Genomic DNA, 20,410 nt, shown 5'->3' on the forward strand with positions numbered 1-20,410 from the left:
AGGTGCAGATCATTGTTGATGGAGTCATTAATGACCAGCAGTAACCTGATTAAACAATTGCAAGAGCGTGGGCTGATTGCCCAGGTGACGGATGAAGACGCGTTAGCGGAGCGGCTGGCGCAAGGGCCAATCGCCCTCTATTGCGGTTTCGATCCCACCGCGGACAGCTTGCATTTGGGCCATCTGGTGCCGCTGCTCTGTCTGAAACGCTTCCAGGATGCCGGTCATCAGCCGGTGGCGCTGGTGGGCGGTGCCACCGGTTTGATCGGCGATCCCAGCTTTAAGGCCGCCGAGCGCAAGCTGAACACCGCCGACACCGTGCAGGAGTGGGTCGAAAAAATTCGTCGTCAGGTCGCGCCGTTCCTTGACTTTGACTGTGGAGCGAACAGCGCCATCGCCGCCAATAACTATGACTGGTTTGGCGGAATGAATGTGCTGACCTTTCTGCGTGACATCGGCAAACACTTTTCAGTGAATCAGATGATTAACAAGGAAGCGGTGAAGCAGCGTCTGAACCGTGACGATCAGGGCATCTCCTTTACCGAGTTCTCCTACAACCTGCTGCAGGGCTACGATTTTGCCGAGTTGAATGCCCGCTACGGCGTGGTGCTGCAGATTGGCGGTTCCGATCAGTGGGGCAACATCACCTCCGGCATCGATCTGACCCGCCGCCTGCATCAGAATCAGGCGTTCGGTCTGACTGTTCCGCTGATCACCAAGTCGGACGGTACGAAGTTTGGTAAGACCGAGGGCGGTGCGGTGTGGCTGGATCCGAGCAAAACCAGTCCTTACAAATTCTATCAGTTCTGGATCAATACCGCTGATGCTGACGTCTATCGCTTCCTGAAGTTCTTCACTTTCCTGCCGATGGAGACGATCAACGCCCTCGAAGAAGAGGACAAAAACAGCGGCAAAGCCCCGCGCGCGCAGTATGTGCTTGCCGATGAAGTGACGCGCATGGTACACGGTGAGGCCGGGCTGGAAGCAGCAAAACGTATTACCGCCAGCCTGTTCTCCGGCGCGCTCAGCGACATGACCGCGGCCGACTTTGCTCAGCTGGAGCAGGACGGTATGCCGAGCATTACCCTGACGGAAGAGGCGGATCTGATGCAGGCGTTGGTCAGCGCCGGGTTGGTCCCGTCACGCGGTCAGGCACGTACCATGATCGCGTCCAATGCGGTCACCGTAAATGGTGAAAAACAGGCGGACGCGGAGTACCGCTTCAGCGAGGCGGATAAATTGTTTGGCCGCTACACGCTGCTGCGTCGCGGTAAAAAACATTATTGCCTGGCGTGCTGGCAGTAACAGGATGTAGTTAAGCGGGGCCGGTGAAAACCGGCCCCGCGTTGTTTCGGCAGGAAGAAGCAGGTTACCCCCCAATGAAGATAAAAAATATTCTCTCCATTCAGTCTCACGTGGTCTATGGCCACGCCGGTAACAGCGCGGCGGAGTTTCCCATGCGCCGTATGGGCGTTAACGTCTGGCCGCTGAACACCGTACAATTTTCCAATCATACCCAGTACGGTCACTGGGCCGGCACCGTGATGCCCGCCGGGCACCTCGGTGAGATTGTTGAAGGCATCAGTAATATTGACCGGCTAAAGACCTGCGATGCCGTGCTCAGCGGCTATCTTGGCTCAGCCGAGCAGGGCGAGCAAATTCTGGCCATCGTCAAGCGGGTCAAGGCGGCCAATCCGCAGGCGTGGTACTTCTGCGATCCGGTGATGGGCCATCCGGAAAAGGGCTGCATTGTGGCACCGGGCGTTGCGGAGTTTCACTGTCGCTTTGCGCTTCCGGCCAGCGACATTATCGCGCCGAATTTGCTGGAGCTGGAGATGCTCAGCGAGCGCAGCGTCGCCTCGGTGGAGGACGCCGTAGCGGCGGCGCGCGAGCTGATTGTCCGCGGACCGCGGGTGGTGCTGGTGAAGCACCTGGCCCGCGCCGGTTACCGCAGCGATCGGTTTGAAATGCTGCTGGTGACCGCAGACGAGGCCTGGCACATCAGTCGCCCGCTGGTGGATTTTGGCGTGCGCCAGCCGGTGGGCGTGGGCGATCTGACCAGTGGTCTGCTGCTGGTGGATTTGCTCCAGGGGCTGCCGCTGGATCGGGCGCTGGAGCATATCACTGCGGCGGTGTATGAGGTGATGATCGCCACGCACGAAATGGGTGAGTATGAGCTGCAGCTGGTGGCCGCGCAGGATCGCATCGTTCAGCCGGTTCACCATTTTGCGGCGGTGAAGCTTCCCTGATGCAGTACGGGGCAACGTGCGCGCTGCCCCGTCCCGGATTGCTCAGGCCAGCCCCTCGGCGCTCAGCGCCGCCTGCACCGCCGGTCGGGCTGCCACCCGCGCCATCCAGGCCGATAAGTGCGGCAGCGCAGTGACATCAATGCCCAGCGATGCGGTCCAGCGCGTGACCGTAAACAGGTAGGCATCGGCGATGGAAAAATGCATGCCCATCAGCCAGCTTTTTCCCCCCAGCTGCGCATCCACCCAGCGAAATTTATCTGCCAGCTGCTGACGCACCAGCGCCTTCAGCGTCTCTGGCGTCTCCGGACGATAGAGCGGCGTAAAGCTTTTATGCAGCTCGGTCGCGATATAATTCAGCCACGCCAGGGTTTGATAGCGACAGGGAGTATTCACCGGCGCCAGCAGCTGGCGATCGGGCTTACGGTCGGCGAGGTACTGCACGATGGCCGTGCCCTCGGTCAGCACGGTGCCATCATCCAGCAGCAGCGCTGGTACCTGGCCCTTAGGGTTGATACGACGATAATCCTCGCCCCGTTCGGTCTTTTTCGTCTGGATATCGACCATCACCAGCGTAAAGTCCAGTCCGGCTTCGCGTAATACAATGTGGGGAGAGAGCGAACACAGACCCGGTGAAGCATACAGTTTCATAGCGCACTCCTTCGGCAATGTTATGGTTAAAAAAACATCTTACTGCCGTCGGCGACAAATGTCAGTGACCGGTATTGCCCTGCGGGACGGGGGCGAGGGCAAAAAAAAGGCCACCCTACCGGGTGGCCTGCTGTTACGACGTAAGCCTTCAGGCGCGGGCGGTTTTCAGCGCGCGCTCAGCATCATCGTCCTGCGTCATGCGGTTCAGCCGCGGAGCGGTCACAATCATTAGCAGGGCAATCACTGCGGTCGTGATACCGATCTGCATGAACACGTGGCTGTAAACGCTTAGCGACTGCAGCGGATCGGTGACGTTTTCCGGCACCGCCATCAGGCCTGCAACTTTACCCGCAATCATCGCCGCACCGGCGGTAGTCAGGAACCAGGAGCCCATAATAAAGCCCATCAGACGCTGCGGCACCAGCTGCGCCACCATTGCCAGGCCGAGACCGGAGATCATCAGCTCACCGACACTCTGCAGGCCGTAGCAAACAATCAGCCAGTTGAGCGAGACAATGCCGGCATCGCTGGCAAATTTCGCCCCGAGCGGCAGAACCAGAAAGGCAGCAGAGCAGAGCACCATGCCGAAAGCGAATTTGTGCGGCATCGGCAGGCGGTCACCCAGTTTGTTGTAGACCGCAGCCAGAATCGGACTGGCTACCATGATCCAGAAAGGGTTCAGCGCCTGGAACTGCTCCGGTTCAAAAGTGAGGCCAAACAGCGTGTGCTCGACGTTGCGAATGGCAAAGAAGTTCAGCGAAGTCGGCATCTGCATATACAACACGAAAAACACAATAGCTTCCACCATCAGCAGAAAGGCGACAATCATTTTACGGCGGGCGGCACCTTGCAGGGCGAACGTCTCTTTAGCGAAGATCAGCACGATACCCAGCGCGACCACCGCCAGCGTCAGGCGGGCAATCTCCTGATGGTGCAGCAGCCAGGCGGAAATCGCCACCAGCGCCACAATCGCCACCAGCGTGGCCAGCAGTTTACCGACGTGCAGTGGGGCGAAATCGGCTTTTGAACCGAAATCTTTTACCATGCGTTTGCAGAACAGGAAGTTAAGCAGGGTGATCACCAGACCAATCACCGACAGCGAAAAGGCTACGCTCCAGCCATACTTTGCCGCCAGCCAGGGCGTCAACATCATCGAGAACAGTGAGCCAATATTGACCGACATATAGAACATGGTGAACGCGCCGTCGATGCGCGGATCGTCTTTCTCGTAGCAGGTTGACAGCAGCGACGACGGATTCGCTTTAAACAGGCCGCTGCCGACGGCAATGGTCGCCATGCCAATATAGACGATATCCGTATTGTGGCCGGAGAAGGCCACCAGCGCGTAACCCAGCGCCAACACCAGTACACCCAGGACAATCACGCGCTTGGTGCCGAGGATTTTGTCGCCCAGCCAGCCGCCAATCGCCACCAGGCCGTAGACCAGCGCGCTGAATGAGGAGAACAGGGTAATGGAGTCGGCCTCCGACATGCCCAGCTGCTTGACCAGATAAACGGCCATGATGGCTTGCAGGCCGTAGTAACCAAAGCGTTCCCACAGTTCAATTGAAAAAATCAGATAAAACGCTTTCGGTTGTTTGAACGCGTTGAGGCTTATCGCCTCATCAGTGTGTTTGTTTGCAGTAGACACGTAGACCTCTGTGTTGCGATCCTGTTTTGCAACAGGAATTAAGCGCCCGTCATACCGGAGTATTCGCGGCGTTCTAAGTGTGGATCGGTAAAGCGGCGGTTAATTTCGCTGATCCTGAGCGATCAGGCAAGATTTTTTTCATCTTCTGTTAATAGCAATAGGTACGATGTTAAATTTTTAATTGTTACGTTAAAAATGGAATTTAAATCTGATTTATTTCGTTGTATTGGAAATTACTGCTGTTCTGCTTCGCGGCACGCTGCGTCAGGTGGGAGGAACGGCTAAACTGCCTTTAGTCAGTCTTATGTGTCGCATCTGTGCATTTTATTAGCATGCATAGCTGAAATTTTCCGTAAAATGATATAAATCAATATGTTGCTTCTGTGGTGACCATGCCGTGCGCGAAAAGTGACAGGGATCACGAAACAAGCGATTACTTTTTCCAGTAAAAAAAGTCGCCTGTCCATTGCAATTCGCTCTGATGCGGGGCAGAGCGAATCGGCCATCAGCGGCGGCGGTTAATCGCTGGTTTTGGCTTTATACTCGCAGAGATCTTCAATCAGGCAGGAACCGCAGCGAGGCTTACGCGCGATGCAGGTGTAGCGACCGTGCAGAATCAGCCAGTGGTGGCAGTCGACTTTAAATTCGGCGGGCACCACTTTCAGCAGGCGCGTCTCGACCTGCTCAACCGTGCTGCCCTCGGCGAAGCGGGTGCGATTACAGACGCGAAAAATATGGGTATCAACGGCGATGGTCGGCCAGCCAAACGCGGTATTCAATACTACGTTTGCGGTTTTACGGCCGACCCCCGGCAGGGCCTCCAGCGCCGCGCGATCTTCCGGCACGCGTCCCTGATGTTGCTCCACGAGGATGCGGCAGGTTTTGATGACGTTTTCGGCCTTGGTGTTAAACAGGCCGATGGTCTTGATGTAGGCTTTTACCCCATCGACGCCCAGCGCCAGCATGGCGGCCGGCGTATTGGCGACCGCATACAGGCGCGCGGTCGCCTTATTGACGCTGACATCAGTCGCCTGCGCGGAGAGCAGAACGGCGATCAGCAGTTCAAACGGCGAATGAAACACCAGTTCGGTCGTGGGATGGGGATTGTTATCGCGCAGGCGGGTGAGGATCGCCAGGCGTTTCTCCTTGTTCATAGCTTTCCGGTACTCGCATTGGGCGGCAGGGCATCACGGGCTTTCTGCCGCGCCGCCCGCGCTTTCATTTTCTGGTCAATCACGTATTTGGCTGCCAGCAGCAGGCCCAGGCCGATAAATGCGCCCGGGGGCAGCATGGCCAGCAGCATCGGTGAGTCAAAGTGAATCACTTCAATACGCAGTGCCCTGGCCCACGGGCCCAGCAGCTGGTCCGCACCGTCAAACAGCGTGCCGTTGCCGATGATTTCACGCAGGGAGCCGAGGACGACCATTACCGCCGTAGCGCCGAGGCCAATGGCCAGCCCGTCCAGTGCCGAGAGCGACACGCTGCTTTTTGACGCCACGGCCTCCGCCCGCCCCACCACGATACAGTTGGTAACAATCAGCGGAATAAAGATCCCCAGCGACGCATACAGACCGAAGGCGTAGGCATTGATCAGCATCTGCACGCAGCTGACCACCGAAGCGATAATCATAACGTAAATCGGAATGCGGATTTCAGAAGGCACCCAGCGGCGCGAAGCGGAGATCGCGCTATTGGTGATGGTCAGCACCAGCGTGGTGGCCAGCCCCAGACCCAGCGCGTTAGTGGCGGTGGAGGTAACGGCCAGCAGCGGACACAATCCGAGCAGTTGCACCAGCGCGGAGTTGTTTTTCCACAGGCCACCGGTTATCAGATTTTTCGCTTCACTCATGGGTATCTCCACATTCGGGCAGGGAGGACAGCCGCGGCGGCAGCGTCCCGATGAACAGCGTGGTACGCTTCACCGCGTTGACGACCGCACGCGGGGTAATGGTCGCGCCGGTAAACTGGTCAATTGTGCCACCGTCTTTACGTACGGCAAAGCGCGGATCCTGCGCGCCGGCGATGTGGCGACCGGTCAGGGTTAAAATCCAGTCGGAAACGCGGGTCTCGATTTTATCGCCCAGTCCGGGTGTTTCATGGTGTTCGGTGACCCGGGTCCCCAGCACCTTACCGCTGAAGTCGGCCGCCACCAGCAGCTGAATATTACCCGAGTAGCCATCCGGTGCGGTACTCTCCACCACCGCGGCCACCGGGTGCTGCTGACGGGTTGCCAGCCACAGCCGGTGGGGAGCGGCGTTGCCCAGCGCCGGATCGGTGACAACGTAACAGGCGTGCTGCAAATCGTTATCATACCGATCCCCCGGCAGCACCTGATCGAACAGCGCCTGCTGCTGCAGCTGCGCCTGATGGCGAATGGTGGGTTTCGTGACGGTATTGACCACCGCGGTCAGCCCGGTGGTGACGGCGGCAAAAATCGCCAGCCGCAGCCCGTTCTTACGCATTGCATCGAGCATGATTACTCCTTACGGTGGCCGTAAACGCGCGGCTGAGTGTAATAGTCAATCAGCGGCACGGTGATGTTCGCCAGCAGTACGGCAAAGGCCACGCCGTCAGGATAGCCGCCGAAGCTGCGAATTAACCACACCAGCAGCCCAATCAGCGCACCAAAAATCAGCCGTCCTTTATTGGTCGTGGAGGCAGTGACCGGATCGGTGGCAATAAAGAACGCCCCCAGCATGGTGGCACCGGAAAACAGATGCATCAGCGGTGACGCGAAGCTTCCGGGGGCTATCAGCCAGCCGACCGTCGCGCACACCAGCAGTGACAGCAGCATCGCCAACGGAATATGCCAGCGAATGGCGCGATACCACAGCAGAAACAGCCCGCCGGCCAGATAGCCAAGGTTCACCCACTGCCAGCCGAGACCGGCCAGTACGCCGCTGTACATCGGCTGCGCCAGCAGCTGCTCAGCGCTGTGGCCGGCGCGCAGGCCGGTCTTGAATCCGTCCAGCGGCGTGGCCTGCGTGATGCCGTCTACTCCCTGCTGCAGCTGCAGCAGGGTCTCGCCGGCCAGCGTATGCTGACTGAAAATCATGCTCAGCGTATCACCCAGCCCGGGATGCATGGATTGCAGCCCCTCTGGCGGCAGCCAGCTGGTCATCTGCACCGGAAAGGAGATCAGCAGCACCACGTATCCGACCATAGCCGGATTAAACGGATTTTGCCCGAGGCCACCGTACAGCTGTTTGGCAATAATAATTGCAAAAGCCGTCCCAACCACCACCAGCCACCACGGCGCCAGCGGCGGCAGGCTGATAGCCAGCAGGACGCCGGTCAGCAGCGCGGAATAATCATTCAGATGTTCACGCGGCGCCGTGTTGCGCAGGGTGAGGATCGTGGCCTCACAGAGCAGGGCGGTCAGTGCGGCCAGCACCAGCTGTACCAGCGTTCCCCAGCCGAAGCACCACCACTGGGCCAAAATGCCCGGCAGGGTAGCCAAGAGTACCACCAGCATAATATTGCGGGTGCTGCGGTGATTGTGTGTATAAGGCGAACTTGCGATACGAAAAGCCATTTAATCCTCTTGTGACTCAGCGTGCTGAGCTTTACGGGCCTGCGCCCGGGCGATGGCCGCTTCTATCGCGGCCTTGCGCGGATCGGCCGGCGCGGCGTCGGCGGCGGTCGCGGCCCGTTTGGCTTTGGCGCGGGCAATGGCCGCTTCTACCGCGGCCTTGCGCGGATCGGCCGGCGCGGCGACGGCGTCGGCGTCGGCGGCCGGGGCGTCATCGGCGGCGGTCGCGGCCCGTTTAGCTTTGGCGCGGGCGATGGCCGCTTCTACCGCGGCCTTGCGCGGATCGGCCGGCGCGGCGTCGGCGGCCGGGGCGTCATCGGCGGCGGTCGCGGCCCGTTTGGCTTTGGCGCGTGCGATGGCCGCTTCTACCGCGGCCTTGCGCGGATCGGCCGGCGCGGCGACGGCGTCGGCGTCGGCGCCCGGGGCGTCATCGGTGGCGGTCGCGGCCCGTTTAGCTTTGGCGCGGGCGATGGCCGCTTCTACCGCGGCCTTGCGCGGATCGGCCGGCGCGGCGACGGCGTCGGCGTCGGCGCCCGGGGCGTCATCGGCGGCGGTCGCGGCCCGTTTAGCTTTGGCGCGGGCGATGGCCGCTTCTACCGCGGCCTTGCGCGGATCGGCCGGTGCTGCGTCGGCGTTGGCGGCCGGGGCGTCATCGGCGGCGGTCGCGGCCCGTTTGGCTTTGGCGCGGGCGATGGCCGCTTCTACCGCGGCCTTGCGCGGATCGGCCGGTGCGGCGTCGGCGTTGGCGGCCGGGGCGTCATCGGCGGCGGTCGCGGCCCGTTTGGCTTTGGCGCGGGCGATGGCCGCTTCTACCGCGGCCTTGCGCGGATCGGCCGGTGCGGCGTCGGCGTCGGCGGCCGGGGCGTCATCGGCGGCGGTCGCGGCCCGTTTGGCTTTCGCGCGGGCGATGGCCGCTTCTACCGCGGCCTTGCGCGGATCGGCCGCCTGCTGCGCCAGCGGTGCCGTATCGGCCTGACGTTCGGCCTGGCGCGCGCGCGCTTCGGCTTTGCGCGCCGCGCGCTGCGCAATGACCGCCGTGTTGTCCGGTTCGGCGCCGGCGGTGACGCTAACGCTTTCCCCCGCCGCGGCGCGTTTGGCTTTCACCCGCGCCAGCGCGGCCTGTACCGCATCCTGTTCCTGCGCGGTCACGCTGCGCTTCGCCTGCTGGTGCTTCGCGTCACGCGCCTGTTTTTCACGTTCCAGCCGCTGCTGTCGGGCCTCAAAACGCGCCTTCGCCTCGGCGGTGCGCGCTGCTTCCAGGTCGATCGCGCGAATTTCGGCTTTCTCCTGACGATAATACTGCACCAGCGGAATGTTGCTGGGGCAGACCCAGGCGCAGGCACCGCATTCGATACAATCATCAATATGATGTGCGCGTGCTTTGTCGTGATCGCCGCCCTGACTATACCAGTAGAGCTGCTGCGGCAGCAGTCCGGCAGGGCAGGCATCGGCGCAGGCGCTACAGCGAATACAGCCTTTTTCCGGCGTCTCTTCGCCCATTTCGGCGGCGGAGGGGGCCAGCAGGCAGTTGGTGATTTTCACCACAGGCACGTCCAGGTTGGGTAAGGTAAATCCCATCAGAGGCCCACCCATGATAACCATTTGCCGCGCACCGGGGGTGAAGCCGGCGTGGTTCAGCAGGTGGCTGACCGGCGTACCAATCCGCCCCCAAACGTTGCCTGGCTGGCTCACCGCCTCCCCGGTGAGGGTCACGACGCGCTCGGTCAGCGCTTCGCCGTCAAGGATTGCGCGCTTCACCGCCCAGGCGGTACCGACGTTGTGCATGAGTACGCCGATATCGGCCGAGCGCCCACCGTGAGGCACCTCTTTACCGGTCAGTATTTTGGTTAATTGTTTCGCACCACCGGAGGGATACTTGGTCGGAATCACCCGCAGCGTGATGTCTCCAGCGGAACCCAGCGCGCGGCGCAGCGCGGCGATCGCCGCCGGCTTATTGTCTTCGATACCGATCAGAATCTGGCCGGCCTGCAAAATCCAGCCGAGAATTCGGCTGCCTTCCAGCACTTCGGCGGCGTGATCCTGCATCAACCGATCATCGGCGGTAATGTAGGGTTCGCATTCGGCTGCGTTAATGATCAGCGTATTAACCCCGCGCAAACCGCCGCGCAGCTTGGTGGCGGTTGGGAAGCCGGCGCCGCCAAGGCCGGCGACGCCGGCGGCAAAAATTTTATCAACCAGCTCGCGCCGATCCACGGCGCGATAGTCAGCGATCGGCTGGCGATCGCCCCAGCGGTCTTCGCCGTCCGGCGTCAGAAAAATGGCTATTTCTGCCAGCCCGGAGGGGTGGGCGGTCATGTGCGGCGCAATGGCGTACACGGTGCCGGAAGTGGGCGCATGAACCGGCAGCATCCGGCCGGTACCCCGGGTCAGGGCATCACCGCGCCGCACGCGATCGCCGGGCTTGACCCGCAATTCACCTTCGTGGCCGATATGCTGTTTCAGTGGGATGATGAACCGCGCCGGCAGCGGCAGCTGGCGCAGCGGCGTACCGTTAGACTGGGTCTTATTTTCCGGTGGGTGGATGCCGCCGGCAAAGTCCCAGAGCGGTTCTTTTTTGAAAAAGTTAAGCAGGTTACGCATGTTTTTCTACGCTTATCACCCTAACCGGGATGCTATTCAGGTCCCATTTCCAGTTAGCTGTGGTGGTGGCTACCGGGCGCATTTCAATGCAATCGGTTGGGCACGGGGCGACGCAAAGATCGCAGCCGGTACAGACATCGCTGAGTACGGTGTGCATGGCGCGGGTGGCGCCGACGATGGCATCGACCGGACAGGCCTGGATGCATTTAGTGCAGCCAATGCAGTTTTCTTCGTCAATCCAGGCGACAGTGCGCACCGGAGACTGCGCCTGCTCGTCGCCCTCCAGCGGTTGGGGATCAACGTTGAGCATCCCGGCCAGTTTCAGCATCACCTGCTCGCCGCCCGGCGCACATTTATTGATCTGTTCGCCGTTCAGTCCCACCGCCTCGGCGTAGGGACGGCAGCCGGGATAGCCGCACTGACCGCACTGGCTTTGAGGCAACACCGCATCGATTTGCTCGACGATCGGGTCATCTACCACCTTAAAACGGCGTGAGGCGTAGCCCAGCAGTACGCCAAACAGCAGGCCGATTGCGCTCAGTACCGCAATCGCAATCCAAATCGCACTCATCAGAATTTCACCAATCCACTGAAGCCCATAAATGCCAGCGCCATGAGCCCGGCGGTAATCAGCGCAATCGCATTGCCTTTAAACGGGGCCGGCACGTTAGCCAGCACCAGGCGCTCGCGCATACCGGCAAACAGCACCATCACCAGCGAGAAGCCCACCGAGGCGCTGAAGCCAAACAGTGCGGCCTGCAGAAAGGTATGATTCAGGTTAACGCTCAACAGCGGTACGCCGAGCACCGCACAGTTTGTGGTGATCAGCGGCAAAAAGATACCGAGCAGGCGATAAAGCTCCGGGCTGGTTTTACGCACCACCATTTCCGTGAACTGTACCACGACCGCAATCACCAGAATGTAGGCGAGGGTACGCAGATAGACCATATCCAGCGGCAGTAAAATCAGGTGATTCACCAGCCAGGCGCAGATCGACGCCAGGGTGATGACAAAGGTGGTGGCGAGTCCCATGCCAATGGCCGTCTCCAGTTTTTTGGAAACGCCCATAAACGGGCACAGGCCGAGAAACTTCACTAAAACGAAGTTATTCACCAGCACGGTACCAATAAAGAGAAGCAGGTATTCGGTCATTTTTTCGCCTGAAACGGTAAAAGCGGCTCATTATCAGCTATTGAGTGCGTTACCACAACCGTTCACCCAATCGGCGGCGGGCAAAGCGCACTCAGGATTAAATTACCAGGCTGTTTTACGCCGCTAATCGCGCAGGAAGGTGGCCTTAACCCGCTGAGAGCGGCGAAAATAGGGGGCGAGTACCGCGGCTGCGGCCAGCACCAGCAGCAGGTTTTGCACCGCTGCACCGTCGGCCACCGGGCTGAAGGCAAAACTGCGCAGCGCCAGCAGTACGCTTACCAGCAGCCAGACGATATAGTGGCGCGGCAGGGTGCGGCGGCGCAGGCAAAACAGCCAGGTCACCCAGCCGGTATACAGCCACATGGCCAACGCGATCAGCAGCGACAGCAAAAACTGCCAGGCAAAGCGCTCCTGCAGAGCAAACAGCGCCTCGCGCAGTGCCGGATGCATCAGGGCCGTCATATAGTTGGCCAGCGCCAGCGTACTGGATAGCCACGTTAATACCAGCCACGCCAGCGGCAGCAGCAGCCAGCCGGCAATGCGGGGAGCGACGGCGACGTCAGGGGATGTACCAGACATAAACAACTCTCGGTTGGAGGAGGGGCGATCCGGTAAGGTCCAAACAGGTCACGCCCGATTTGGACACAGTATACGGCAGAGCACTGCGGCAATAAAAGCGCGGTTACTGGACGTAGCGCCAGACGGTTTTCGGCACGCAGCCAATATCAAACAGCCGGCCGCCGGACGCCAGTTCGGCGCGGCGATGATCGGCGGCGCGGTACATATTGATGATGTCGTGGGTATCGCTGAGGGAGTAGTTGAGATGATCAAACAATTTCTCAAGGCTCTCACTGCTGCTCACTTTGCGAAATTTCAACAAATAGTCCTGAACAGTCATGGTTTCCATTCAAAAATATAAACAGGATAACGGGCTGTGGCAGTGTAACTGAAAATGCATTCTGGTCAGTAGTAAGAATCGCTGCCGCCGGGGCGTTTTGGGAGTTTTGAGAGTTTTCCCGCACGTTAAGTTCAGAAAATTACCGTGAATCTGGAAAATACGCTGGCACGCGAGTTTGCAGATGAAAAACCCGAAAAAAGCCGGTCCGGTAGCACTGACTTTGCGAAGTAATCGATTACACTGCGGTGCAGAGACCACGCTGCATATCGAGGAGAAACCATGAAAGAGCCGATCCGCGTTGGCCTGTTAGGCTACGGCTTTGCCAGTAAAACCTTCCACGCCCCGTTGATTGCCACCACGCCGGGCATGACGCTGGCGGCCATCTCCAGCCGCGACGCGAACAACGTTCACGCTGACTGGCCGGCGGTGACGGTGGCCGCCGATCCGGCTGTGCTGTTTGCCGATCCGACGCTCGATCTGATTGTTATCCCGACGCCAAACGATACGCACTATCCGTTAGCTAAAGCCGCGCTGCTGGCGGGCAAGCACGTGGTGGTCGACAAGCCCTTTACCCTGACCGTCGCCGAGGCGCAGGACCTGGAACAGCTGGCGGCGCATCAGCAGCGCCTGCTGTCGGTGTTCCATAACCGCCGCTGGGACAGCGACTTTCTAACGCTGAAGGCGCTACTGGCCAGCGGCGAGCTGGGACAGGTACGCTATCTGGAGTCGCGTATTGATCGCTTCCGGCCGGAAGTGCGCCAGCGCTGGCGGGAAATGGCCGGGGAGGGCAGCGGTATTTGGTATGATTTGGCGCCGCATTTACTGGACCAGGCCCTGCAGCTGTTTGGCCCCCCGCAGGCGCTGGGCGTCGATTTAGCCGAGCTGCGTCCCGGCGCGCAGACCACCGATTATTTCCAGGCCGTGCTCTACTATGCCGATCGGCGCGTGGTGCTCAGTGCAACGATGCTGGCGGCGGCAGAGACGCCGCGCTTTCAGGTTCACGGCACCGCCGGCAGCTATGTCAAATGGGGCATGGATCCGCAAGAGGAACGGCTGAAAGCCGGTGCGCGTCCGGCGGCCGGCTGGGGACGTGACGATCGCGACGGCACGCTGACCCGTGCCGATGCCGGTGGCGTCCGGGCGCTGGGCTGGCCAACCGAGGCGGGAAATTACCCCGCCTATTACGCGGCGGTGGGCGAAGCCATTCGCGGCCGCGCGGACAATCCGGTGACGCCCGCGCAGGCGATTGCGGTGATGGCGCTCATTGAGCGAGGCATCGAGGCCGCGCGGGAGCGCCGGGTGCTGCCAGTGGTCTGACGCGGGCCGTCCTCCGTTGCGAACTCAGCGGGAAGCGGCGACGCGCTGACGCAGGGCACGGCGCTCATCGTCGTCGAGGAACGCAATCTCCAGCCCGTTATGCTGGGCCTGACGAATGTGCGCCGGCGTCAGGCCGGCCGCCGGCGCGGCAACGTCATACTCGTGCGCGAGTTCGATTCCCTGCACCGCCGGATCATCCGTGTTTAGCGTGGCCAGGATCCCGTGATCGAGGAAGCGCTTCAGCGGATGCGCGGCCAGCGAGGGCACGGTGCTGGTCTGCATATTGGAGGTCAGGCAGGACTCAATGCCGATGCGATGCTCTGCCAGATAGTCCATCAGCGCCGGATCCTCGACCGCTTTTACCCCGTGGCCGATCCGCTCGGCGCCCAGCTCGCGAATGGCCTGCCAGATACTTTCAGGTCCGGCAGCCTCTCCGGCGTGAACGGTGACCCGAAAGCCGGCATCGCGGGCGCGGGTGAAGTGGCTCAGGAAGGCGCTGCCGGGAAAGCCCAGCTCATCACCGGCCAGATCGACCGCGGTAATGGCATCGCGATGCGCCAGCAGGGCCTCCAGCTCACGCAGGCAGGCCTCCTCACCGAAGGTGCGGCTCATGATGCCGATAAGCCTGGCCTGCACGCCAAACTGCTGGCTGCCGGCCCTGACGCCATCGATCACTGCTTCAACAACGCCGGCGATCGGCAGCTGATGAGTCATCGCCATATAGCCCGGCGAGAAGCGCAGCTCGGTATAGTGCAGCCCGGCGCGCGCGGCATCCTCCATGTTTTCCAGCGCCACGCGGCGGCAGGCATCCAGTGACCCCAGCACTTTAACGCCCCAGTCCAGTTTTTCCAGAAAACTCACCAGGTCCGGCTCGGTCTGCGTCACCTGCACATGGGGGCGCAGCGTTTCGAGGGTGTTCGCGGGCAGAGGGAGAGAAAATTCCCGGCCCAGGTCAAGAATGGTTTGTGCGCGGATATTACCATCGAGGTGGCGATGAATATCGGTAAGGGGAAGATCGTGTTGAATCATGAGCGCACTCGCTTTTTATTTACAGGTGCAGGCCAGTATATAACGAATCCCCGGCGCAATGCAGCCCGCGCCGCGCAGACCCACTTCGCAAGCGCGCGCCGGTAAGGTATAGTCCGCGTTTTTCGGGAGGAACCATGTCGACGCCATCTACACGCCTAAACAAATACATCAGCGAAAGCGGCATCTGCTCGCGACGCGACGCCGATCGCTACATTGAACAGGGTAATGTGTTCATCAACGGCAGACGGGCCGCGGTGGGCGCGCAGGTCTTTCCGGGCGACGAGGTAAAGGTAAATGGACAGGCGATCGAACCACGCGAAGCGGATGATCTGATTCTGATTGCGCTCAATAAACCGGTGGGGATTGTGACCACCATGGAGGAGGGCGAACGCGACAATATCCGCGACTTCGTCAACCACAGTAAGCGCATCTTTCCAATTGGCCGGCTGGATAAAGAGTCTCAGGGACTGATTTTTCTGACCAATCACGGTGACCTGGTGAATAAAATCTTGCGCGCCGGTAACCAGCATGAAAAAGAGTATCTGGTCACCGTTGATAAGCCGTTCGGTGATGATTTTATACAGGGAATGGCCGCCGGTGTACCGATTCTCGGTACGGTGACCAAAAAGTGTAAAGTGAAGCGTGAGGGGCCCTGCGTATTCCGTATCGTGCTGGTGCAGGGGCTAAACCGGCAGATCCGGCGTATGTGTCAATACTTTGGCTTTGAGGTGACCCGACTGGAGCGTACGCGGATCATGAACGTCAATCTGAAGGGCATTCCGCTGGGTGAGTGGCGCGATTTGCATGACGATGAACTGATCGCGCTGTTTAAATTACTGGAACATTCCAGTTCCGAAGAGAAGCCGGCGAAGAAGAAATCCCCGGCCGCCGCCATGCCGGCAAAGCCGACCGCAAAAAGCCCCGCCAGACCCCCGGCTGCGGGCGCCGGACGCAAGCGCTTTACCCAGCCGGGGCGCAAAAAGAAGGGGCGTTAGTCCGCCCGGGGACCAGCCACCGCGGCGCATAAAAAACCAGGGCCGCCTGGCCCTGGCCGGTTATGACGCGGGAGCGTGAAGATCACTTCAGGGCTGACCGCCCTCTGGCACCACGCCGCCGAGCATAAAGCGGGTCAGGAACTGCGCCAGCGTCATTTTCTCGCCGTTCATGGTCACCTGGCCGCCGCTGTACTGCAGGCTACTGACAATGTTGTTGTCCTGCTGCGTGGTCAGTTTAAACATCTGCCCCATCGCGGCCACGCCTTTCACCTGCTGCTCGGCCAGCTTCGCCGCCTGCTCTTCCGGGTTGCCCTCGGTAATGGCAACCTGCTTCATGATCTCAATCGCCATTGGCTGAGAGATCACCAGTTTGCCATCGAGCGAGGTCAGTACGCGGGCAACGGCCTGGTCCAGCGTTTGTGCTTCCCCGGGGGAGGTGGCCGGATCGCGGAAGGTGATGTCCAGACTAAAGGTGCTCTCACCCTTGTCATTCTTCCAGCTCAGCGGCGCTACCGCCAGGTGCGGATTGCCTTTCAGCAGGGTAGGCAGATTCTGCGCCAGCACTGCATCAATGCTCTGTTGATACAACTCCGGATTATCCGCAATGCCCGGCTGCTGCAGCACTTGCTGTAGCTGCGCCTGATAGTTTTCGCTGAAGGTTTTCATCGCCACCGCGTCGAAATTATCCAGCTTCATCGTCAGGCCGAACTGGCCGAAGGGTTTGTTATCAATGCGCAGCGCATCCAGACTGTAATCCAGAGTACCAGCAATTTTCTGCGCGTCGCTGTCGCTGAACGACGCGCTCCCTTTCAGCCCGTCAGCGGCAGCGACCTCTTTGCCCTCAACGCTGATGGTAAATTTATCCAGCCCGATCGCCTGGTCACCGACGCGGATCCCGGCCGCAGTCAAATGACTTTTGGCATCGGCCTTCAGGTTGCTGAAGGTAAACAGCGCTGGCTGGTCGAGCTGATTTTTACGCGTTACTGAGAGAGAGCCAACCTCGCCATTGAACGCCAGCTGATCGCCTTGTTCATCGGCCTCGATGGTCATCGTCGCTCCGCCGGTCGCGTAGCGTTCGCCGGTCTCGCCGTTTTGGTAATCCATCGCCAGCACTCGCACATCGGATCGGGTCGCGCCGGCGTAGCTGATGCGGGTCTCCATCTCCAGCGGAGACTTGCCGTCGGTCAGGGCAAACAGTTTGGCGACCGCGTCATTGTTCACCAGCTCGCTGTGTACTGAGGCCATTGCCGGCACCAGCGACAGTTTTTTCAGCTGCGCCAGCGGAAAAGGACCGTGATCGATCGTTTCATTGAGCACGATCTGCTGGCCCGGCTGCAGCAGCGGATTATTCGCCGCTTTCGCGTCGGCCTGCAGAATAAAGCGGGCGTGGCTGGTGAAAACGCCACGTTGAAAATCCTGATAGCTCAGCGTCAGGTGCGCGTCGGGCGAGATATTAGCCAGCTGGACGTTGGCGCGCGCCACCAGTTTATCCATGTTGGCTTCCAGCTGTTTGCCGGTATACCAGGCGCCACCGGTCCAAATCAGGCCCAGCGCGACGACCACGCCAACGGCTATCTTGGTTTTCTTCATCTGTTTCGTCCTTTAGATGTCTGTGGTTGCCGACAGGCTGTCAGCATAATATACAAAAAATGTTGAATGTAATCGCTTGATTAGAAAACACTCTCTACCCAACGACTGACTATATCACGCGGCTCGAGCGCGGTGCCAGTCTCGACAATAGCCTTCGCGGCACACAGCAAGAATAGTGGTACAGCGACAATTACGCGACTTACTCTGCCAGATGGCCGCCTTTTTCGTCATTTCAGCCGGGTAGCAGGCAAAAAATGCCGTGATGCGCGCTCTGTGCGCTCCGGCGGTCTATGCTGAGGATTGTCAGTACTGGCTGAAGCAAAGGAGAGAACGATGTCTGCAACCCGCAGTGAACAAGATTCCATGGGCAGCATCGCGGTGCCCGCCGACGCGCTTTGGGGCGCCCAGACCCAGCGGTCACTGGAGCATTTTCGCATTTCAGTGGAAAAAATGCCGCTGGCGCTGATTCGGGCGCTGGCGTTAACCAAGCGCGCCGCCGCCGCGGTGAACCAGCAGCTGGGGCTGCTGCCCGCCGATCGCGCCGGTGCGATTATTGCCGCCGCCGATGAAGTGCTGGCCGGAAAGCACCGCGAGGCCTTTCCGCTGGCGGTCTGGCAGACCGGCTCCGGCACCCAAACCAATATGAATATGAATGAGGTGCTGGCCAATCGCGCCAGTGAACTGCTCGGCGGCGAGCGGGGGATGGGGCGCTGCGTTCATCCCAATGATGACGTGAATAAAAGCCAGAGTTCCAATGATGTCTTTCCCGGCGCTATGCACGTGGCGGCAACCCTGGCGATGCATGATGATCTGCTGCCGTCACTGAGCGCGCTGCGGGACACGCTGGCGGAAAAATCCGTCGCGTTTACCGACCTGGTCAAAATCGGACGGACCCATCTACAGGACGCCACGCCGCTTACCCTCGGTCAGGAGATCTCCGGCTGGGTAGCGATGCTCGATCACGCAGAACGCCATTTGCAGCAGGCGCTGCCGCACCTCAGCGAACTGGCGCTGGGCGGTACCGCGGTCGGCACCGGGCTGAATGCGCCGCCCCAGTACGCTGAGCGGGTGGCCGCTGCGCTGGCGGAACTCACCGGCAAGCCGTTTGTCACCGCCGCGAATAAGTTTGAGGCACTGGCCGGCTGCGATGCCGTGGTTCATGCACACGGCGCGCTGAAGGGGCTGGCGGCATCGCTGATGAAAATCGCCAACGATGTTCGCTGGCTCGCCTCCGGACCGCGCTGTGGCATTGGCGAGATCAGCCTGCCGGAGAACGAGCCGGGTAGCTCAATCATGCCCGGTAAAGTCAATCCGACCCAGTGCGAAGCGCTCACCATGCTCTGTTGTCAGGTGATGGGTAACGACGTGGCGATCGCCATTGGCGGCGCATCGGGTAACTTTGAACTGAACGTGTTCCGGCCGATGATCATCCATAACTTTTTGCAGTCGGTGCGCCTGCTGGCGGACGGTATGAACAGCTTCCGCGAGCACTGTGCGGTCGGCATCACGCCAAACACCGGGCGAATTGCGCAGCTTCTGAACGAATCCCTGATGTTGGTCACCGCGCTCAATCCCCACATTGGTTATGACAAAGCGGCGGAAATAGCCAAAAAGGCCCATCATGAAGGGCTGACGCTGAAGGCCGCCGCGCTGGCGCTGGGCTACCTGAGCGAGGCGGAGTTTGACGCCTGGGTCCGGCCGCAGACGATGGTCGGCAAGCGGCCGGACTAAAGCGTGCCGCCCGCGTCAGACCGGATGGCTGTAGAGATGCAGCCGGGGAATTAGCAGCGACAGCGGGGCGGCGGCGGGCTTATGCCGATGGCGAACGTTATCGGCATCATAATTCAGCAGCTCGCCGATATCCGGCACCTGCGCGTGGGGCAGGCAGAACACCAGCAGCGGCGATGGACAGGCCAGTTGGGTTTGCTTCTGCGTGGCGCTGCGCCAGACTCGGGCGATAGGTTGAACCTTCACCGGGCGTTTAATCTTCAGCCCGACCCCGCTGGGCAGGCGGGTAATTAACCGCAGCTCTTCCTGCACTTTTTCCGCCCACTGTTCGCGCGTCCAGGGCGCTACCGCCCGTCCGGCGCGCAGGCTTTTTTCCAGCTGCGCGGCGACCTCCTCGCGGCTGACGTTCTTAATGATGTGCTTATTGGCCCAGCCAAAGCGGACGCTGTCGACCTGCTGCAGCGCGGTGAGGCCGCGATAGGCATTCAGGGTGATTAAGCCAGGCAGATGGCGATGGACAAATTCAAAGCGCGCGTCGGACGGCAGACCGGTCTCCACCGTAATCAGCTGTTCGAGACGCTGCTTCAGTTGATTGATGTGCTCAATCTGCTGAAGCAGGGCGCCCAGTTGCTCCTCGTCGCGAACCCGCAGGCAGAGGACACCGGGCAGGCGCACCGCGGCTTTCGTACTGATCTTCTCCGACTGATGCTGCATAAACAGCCGAGGGTAGTGGGCCAGGGCAAGACGGCGGGCCTGTTCCCCCAGCTGCTGCCCGACGGCAATGTGGCTAATGGCCTCATGTTCCTGTCCTTTTTCAACTGCCGGCAGGGTAAACACCCGCGCGGCGATCGCGGGCAGCGTCGCCAGCTGTTGGCAGAGCTGCTGCAGGTGCAGCTCCAGCGCATTCACCGTCTCATGCAGACGTGGCACCAGTGTAGTACTGTCCATACGCACCTCATTAGTTACAACATACTATTAGGTTGATGACTATAACACAGCCTTAACGCCGTGCACAGGTCG

Annotated in this window: 19 protein-coding genes; 5 read left to right on the forward strand and 14 right to left on the reverse strand. The window is 60.4% G+C overall.

The window, feature by feature from the left end; genetic code table 11:
• Positions 1-30 precede the first annotated feature (30 nt).
• The gene (gene tyrS, locus BS626_RS07135; RefSeq protein WP_139308783.1) at positions 31-1,305 is read left to right on the forward strand and encodes a tyrosine--tRNA ligase; all 1,275 of its coding nucleotides are present in this window, start codon (positions 31-33) and stop codon (positions 1,303-1,305) included.
• A gap of 80 nt (positions 1,306-1,385) precedes the next feature.
• A complete protein-coding gene (pdxY, locus tag BS626_RS07140) occupies positions 1,386-2,249 on the forward strand; it encodes a pyridoxal kinase PdxY (RefSeq protein ID WP_075182083.1) in 864 nt (287 codons plus the stop codon).
• Between the two features lie 42 nt (positions 2,250-2,291).
• Here the strand turns inward: pdxY and gstA are convergent, their stop codons facing one another.
• The 11 genes from gstA to ydgT form a co-directional block, all read right to left on the reverse strand.
• Positions 2,292-2,897 (reverse strand): glutathione transferase GstA, encoded by a 606-nt coding sequence (gene gstA, locus BS626_RS07145; protein ID WP_075181706.1) that lies wholly within the window; start codon positions 2,895-2,897, stop codon positions 2,292-2,294.
• A gap of 148 nt (positions 2,898-3,045) precedes the next feature.
• Complete coding sequence (gene dtpA, locus BS626_RS07150) at positions 3,046-4,548, reverse strand: dipeptide/tripeptide permease DtpA (protein ID WP_075181707.1); 1,503 nt, start codon at positions 4,546-4,548, stop codon at positions 3,046-3,048.
• 518 nt (positions 4,549-5,066) lie between these two features.
• Positions 5,067-5,702: an endonuclease III gene (gene nth, locus BS626_RS07155; protein ID WP_075181708.1), complete on the reverse strand. Its 636-nt coding sequence runs from the start codon at positions 5,700-5,702 to the stop codon at positions 5,067-5,069.
• Entirely contained in the window at positions 5,699-6,397 is a 699-nt protein-coding gene (locus BS626_RS07160; protein ID WP_075181709.1) for an electron transport complex subunit E, read from the reverse strand. Before BS626_RS07160 ends, nth begins: the two co-directional genes overlap by 4 nt.
• Positions 6,390-7,022 (reverse strand): electron transport complex subunit RsxG, encoded by a 633-nt coding sequence (gene rsxG / locus BS626_RS07165; RefSeq protein WP_075181710.1) that lies wholly within the window; start codon positions 7,020-7,022, stop codon positions 6,390-6,392. Before rsxG ends, BS626_RS07160 begins: the two co-directional genes overlap by 8 nt.
• Positions 7,023-7,024: 2 nt before the next feature.
• Positions 7,025-8,083, reverse strand: a complete 1,059-nt coding sequence (gene rsxD, locus BS626_RS07170; protein ID WP_075181711.1) for an electron transport complex subunit RsxD — start codon at positions 8,081-8,083, stop codon at positions 7,025-7,027.
• Complete coding sequence (gene rsxC / locus BS626_RS07175) at positions 8,084-10,681, reverse strand: electron transport complex subunit RsxC (RefSeq protein WP_075181712.1); 2,598 nt, start codon at positions 10,679-10,681, stop codon at positions 8,084-8,086. It lies immediately after the preceding gene.
• Entirely contained in the window at positions 10,674-11,252 is a 579-nt protein-coding gene (rsxB, locus tag BS626_RS07180; RefSeq protein ID WP_075181713.1) for an electron transport complex subunit RsxB, read from the reverse strand. Before rsxB ends, rsxC begins: the two co-directional genes overlap by 8 nt.
• The gene (rsxA, locus tag BS626_RS07185; RefSeq protein WP_075181714.1) at positions 11,252-11,833 is read right to left on the reverse strand and encodes an electron transport complex subunit RsxA; all 582 of its coding nucleotides are present in this window, start codon (positions 11,831-11,833) and stop codon (positions 11,252-11,254) included. The genes rsxB and rsxA overlap by 1 nt, the downstream gene beginning before the upstream one ends.
• A gap of 123 nt (positions 11,834-11,956) precedes the next feature.
• Positions 11,957-12,412 carry a DUF2569 domain-containing protein gene (locus BS626_RS07190; RefSeq protein ID WP_075181715.1) on the reverse strand — a complete coding sequence of 152 codons (456 nt, stop codon included), beginning with the start codon at positions 12,410-12,412 and terminating at the stop codon, positions 11,957-11,959.
• 103 nt (positions 12,413-12,515) lie between these two features.
• The gene (gene ydgT, locus BS626_RS07195; protein WP_075181716.1) at positions 12,516-12,731 is read right to left on the reverse strand and encodes a transcription modulator YdgT; all 216 of its coding nucleotides are present in this window, start codon (positions 12,729-12,731) and stop codon (positions 12,516-12,518) included.
• A 279-nt stretch (positions 12,732-13,010) separates the two neighbouring features.
• Between ydgT and BS626_RS07200 the strand changes: the two genes are divergently transcribed.
• On the forward strand, positions 13,011-14,048 hold the full coding sequence (locus BS626_RS07200; protein ID WP_075181717.1) for an oxidoreductase: 1,038 nt from the start codon (positions 13,011-13,013) through the stop codon (positions 14,046-14,048).
• A 24-nt stretch (positions 14,049-14,072) separates the two neighbouring features.
• On the opposite strand, the gene add is transcribed toward BS626_RS07200, so the two are convergent.
• Complete coding sequence (gene add / locus BS626_RS07205; protein ID WP_075181718.1) at positions 14,073-15,077, reverse strand: adenosine deaminase; 1,005 nt, start codon at positions 15,075-15,077, stop codon at positions 14,073-14,075.
• 134 nt (positions 15,078-15,211) lie between these two features.
• Between add and rluF the strand changes: the two genes are divergently transcribed.
• Positions 15,212-16,072, forward strand: coding sequence for a 23S rRNA pseudouridine(2604) synthase RluF (gene rluF, locus BS626_RS07210; protein ID WP_075181719.1), 861 nt, complete (start codon positions 15,212-15,214; stop codon positions 16,070-16,072).
• An 87-nt stretch (positions 16,073-16,159) separates the two neighbouring features.
• On the opposite strand, the gene BS626_RS07215 is transcribed toward rluF, so the two are convergent.
• Positions 16,160-17,662: a YdgA family protein gene (locus BS626_RS07215; protein ID WP_075181720.1), complete on the reverse strand. Its 1,503-nt coding sequence runs from the start codon at positions 17,660-17,662 to the stop codon at positions 16,160-16,162.
• 333 nt (positions 17,663-17,995) lie between these two features.
• Between BS626_RS07215 and fumC the strand changes: the two genes are divergently transcribed.
• Positions 17,996-19,393: a class II fumarate hydratase gene (fumC, locus tag BS626_RS07220; protein WP_075181721.1), complete on the forward strand. Its 1,398-nt coding sequence runs from the start codon at positions 17,996-17,998 to the stop codon at positions 19,391-19,393.
• Positions 19,394-19,408: 15 nt separating this feature from the next.
• Here the strand turns inward: fumC and tus are convergent, their stop codons facing one another.
• Complete coding sequence (gene tus / locus BS626_RS07225) at positions 19,409-20,338, reverse strand: DNA replication terminus site-binding protein (protein WP_075181722.1); 930 nt, start codon at positions 20,336-20,338, stop codon at positions 19,409-19,411.
• Positions 20,339-20,410 lie beyond the last annotated feature (72 nt).

Source organism: Pantoea sp. 1.19 (assembly GCF_001922585.1).
In the GTDB taxonomy this organism is placed as follows: domain Bacteria; phylum Pseudomonadota; class Gammaproteobacteria; order Enterobacterales; family Enterobacteriaceae; genus 1-19.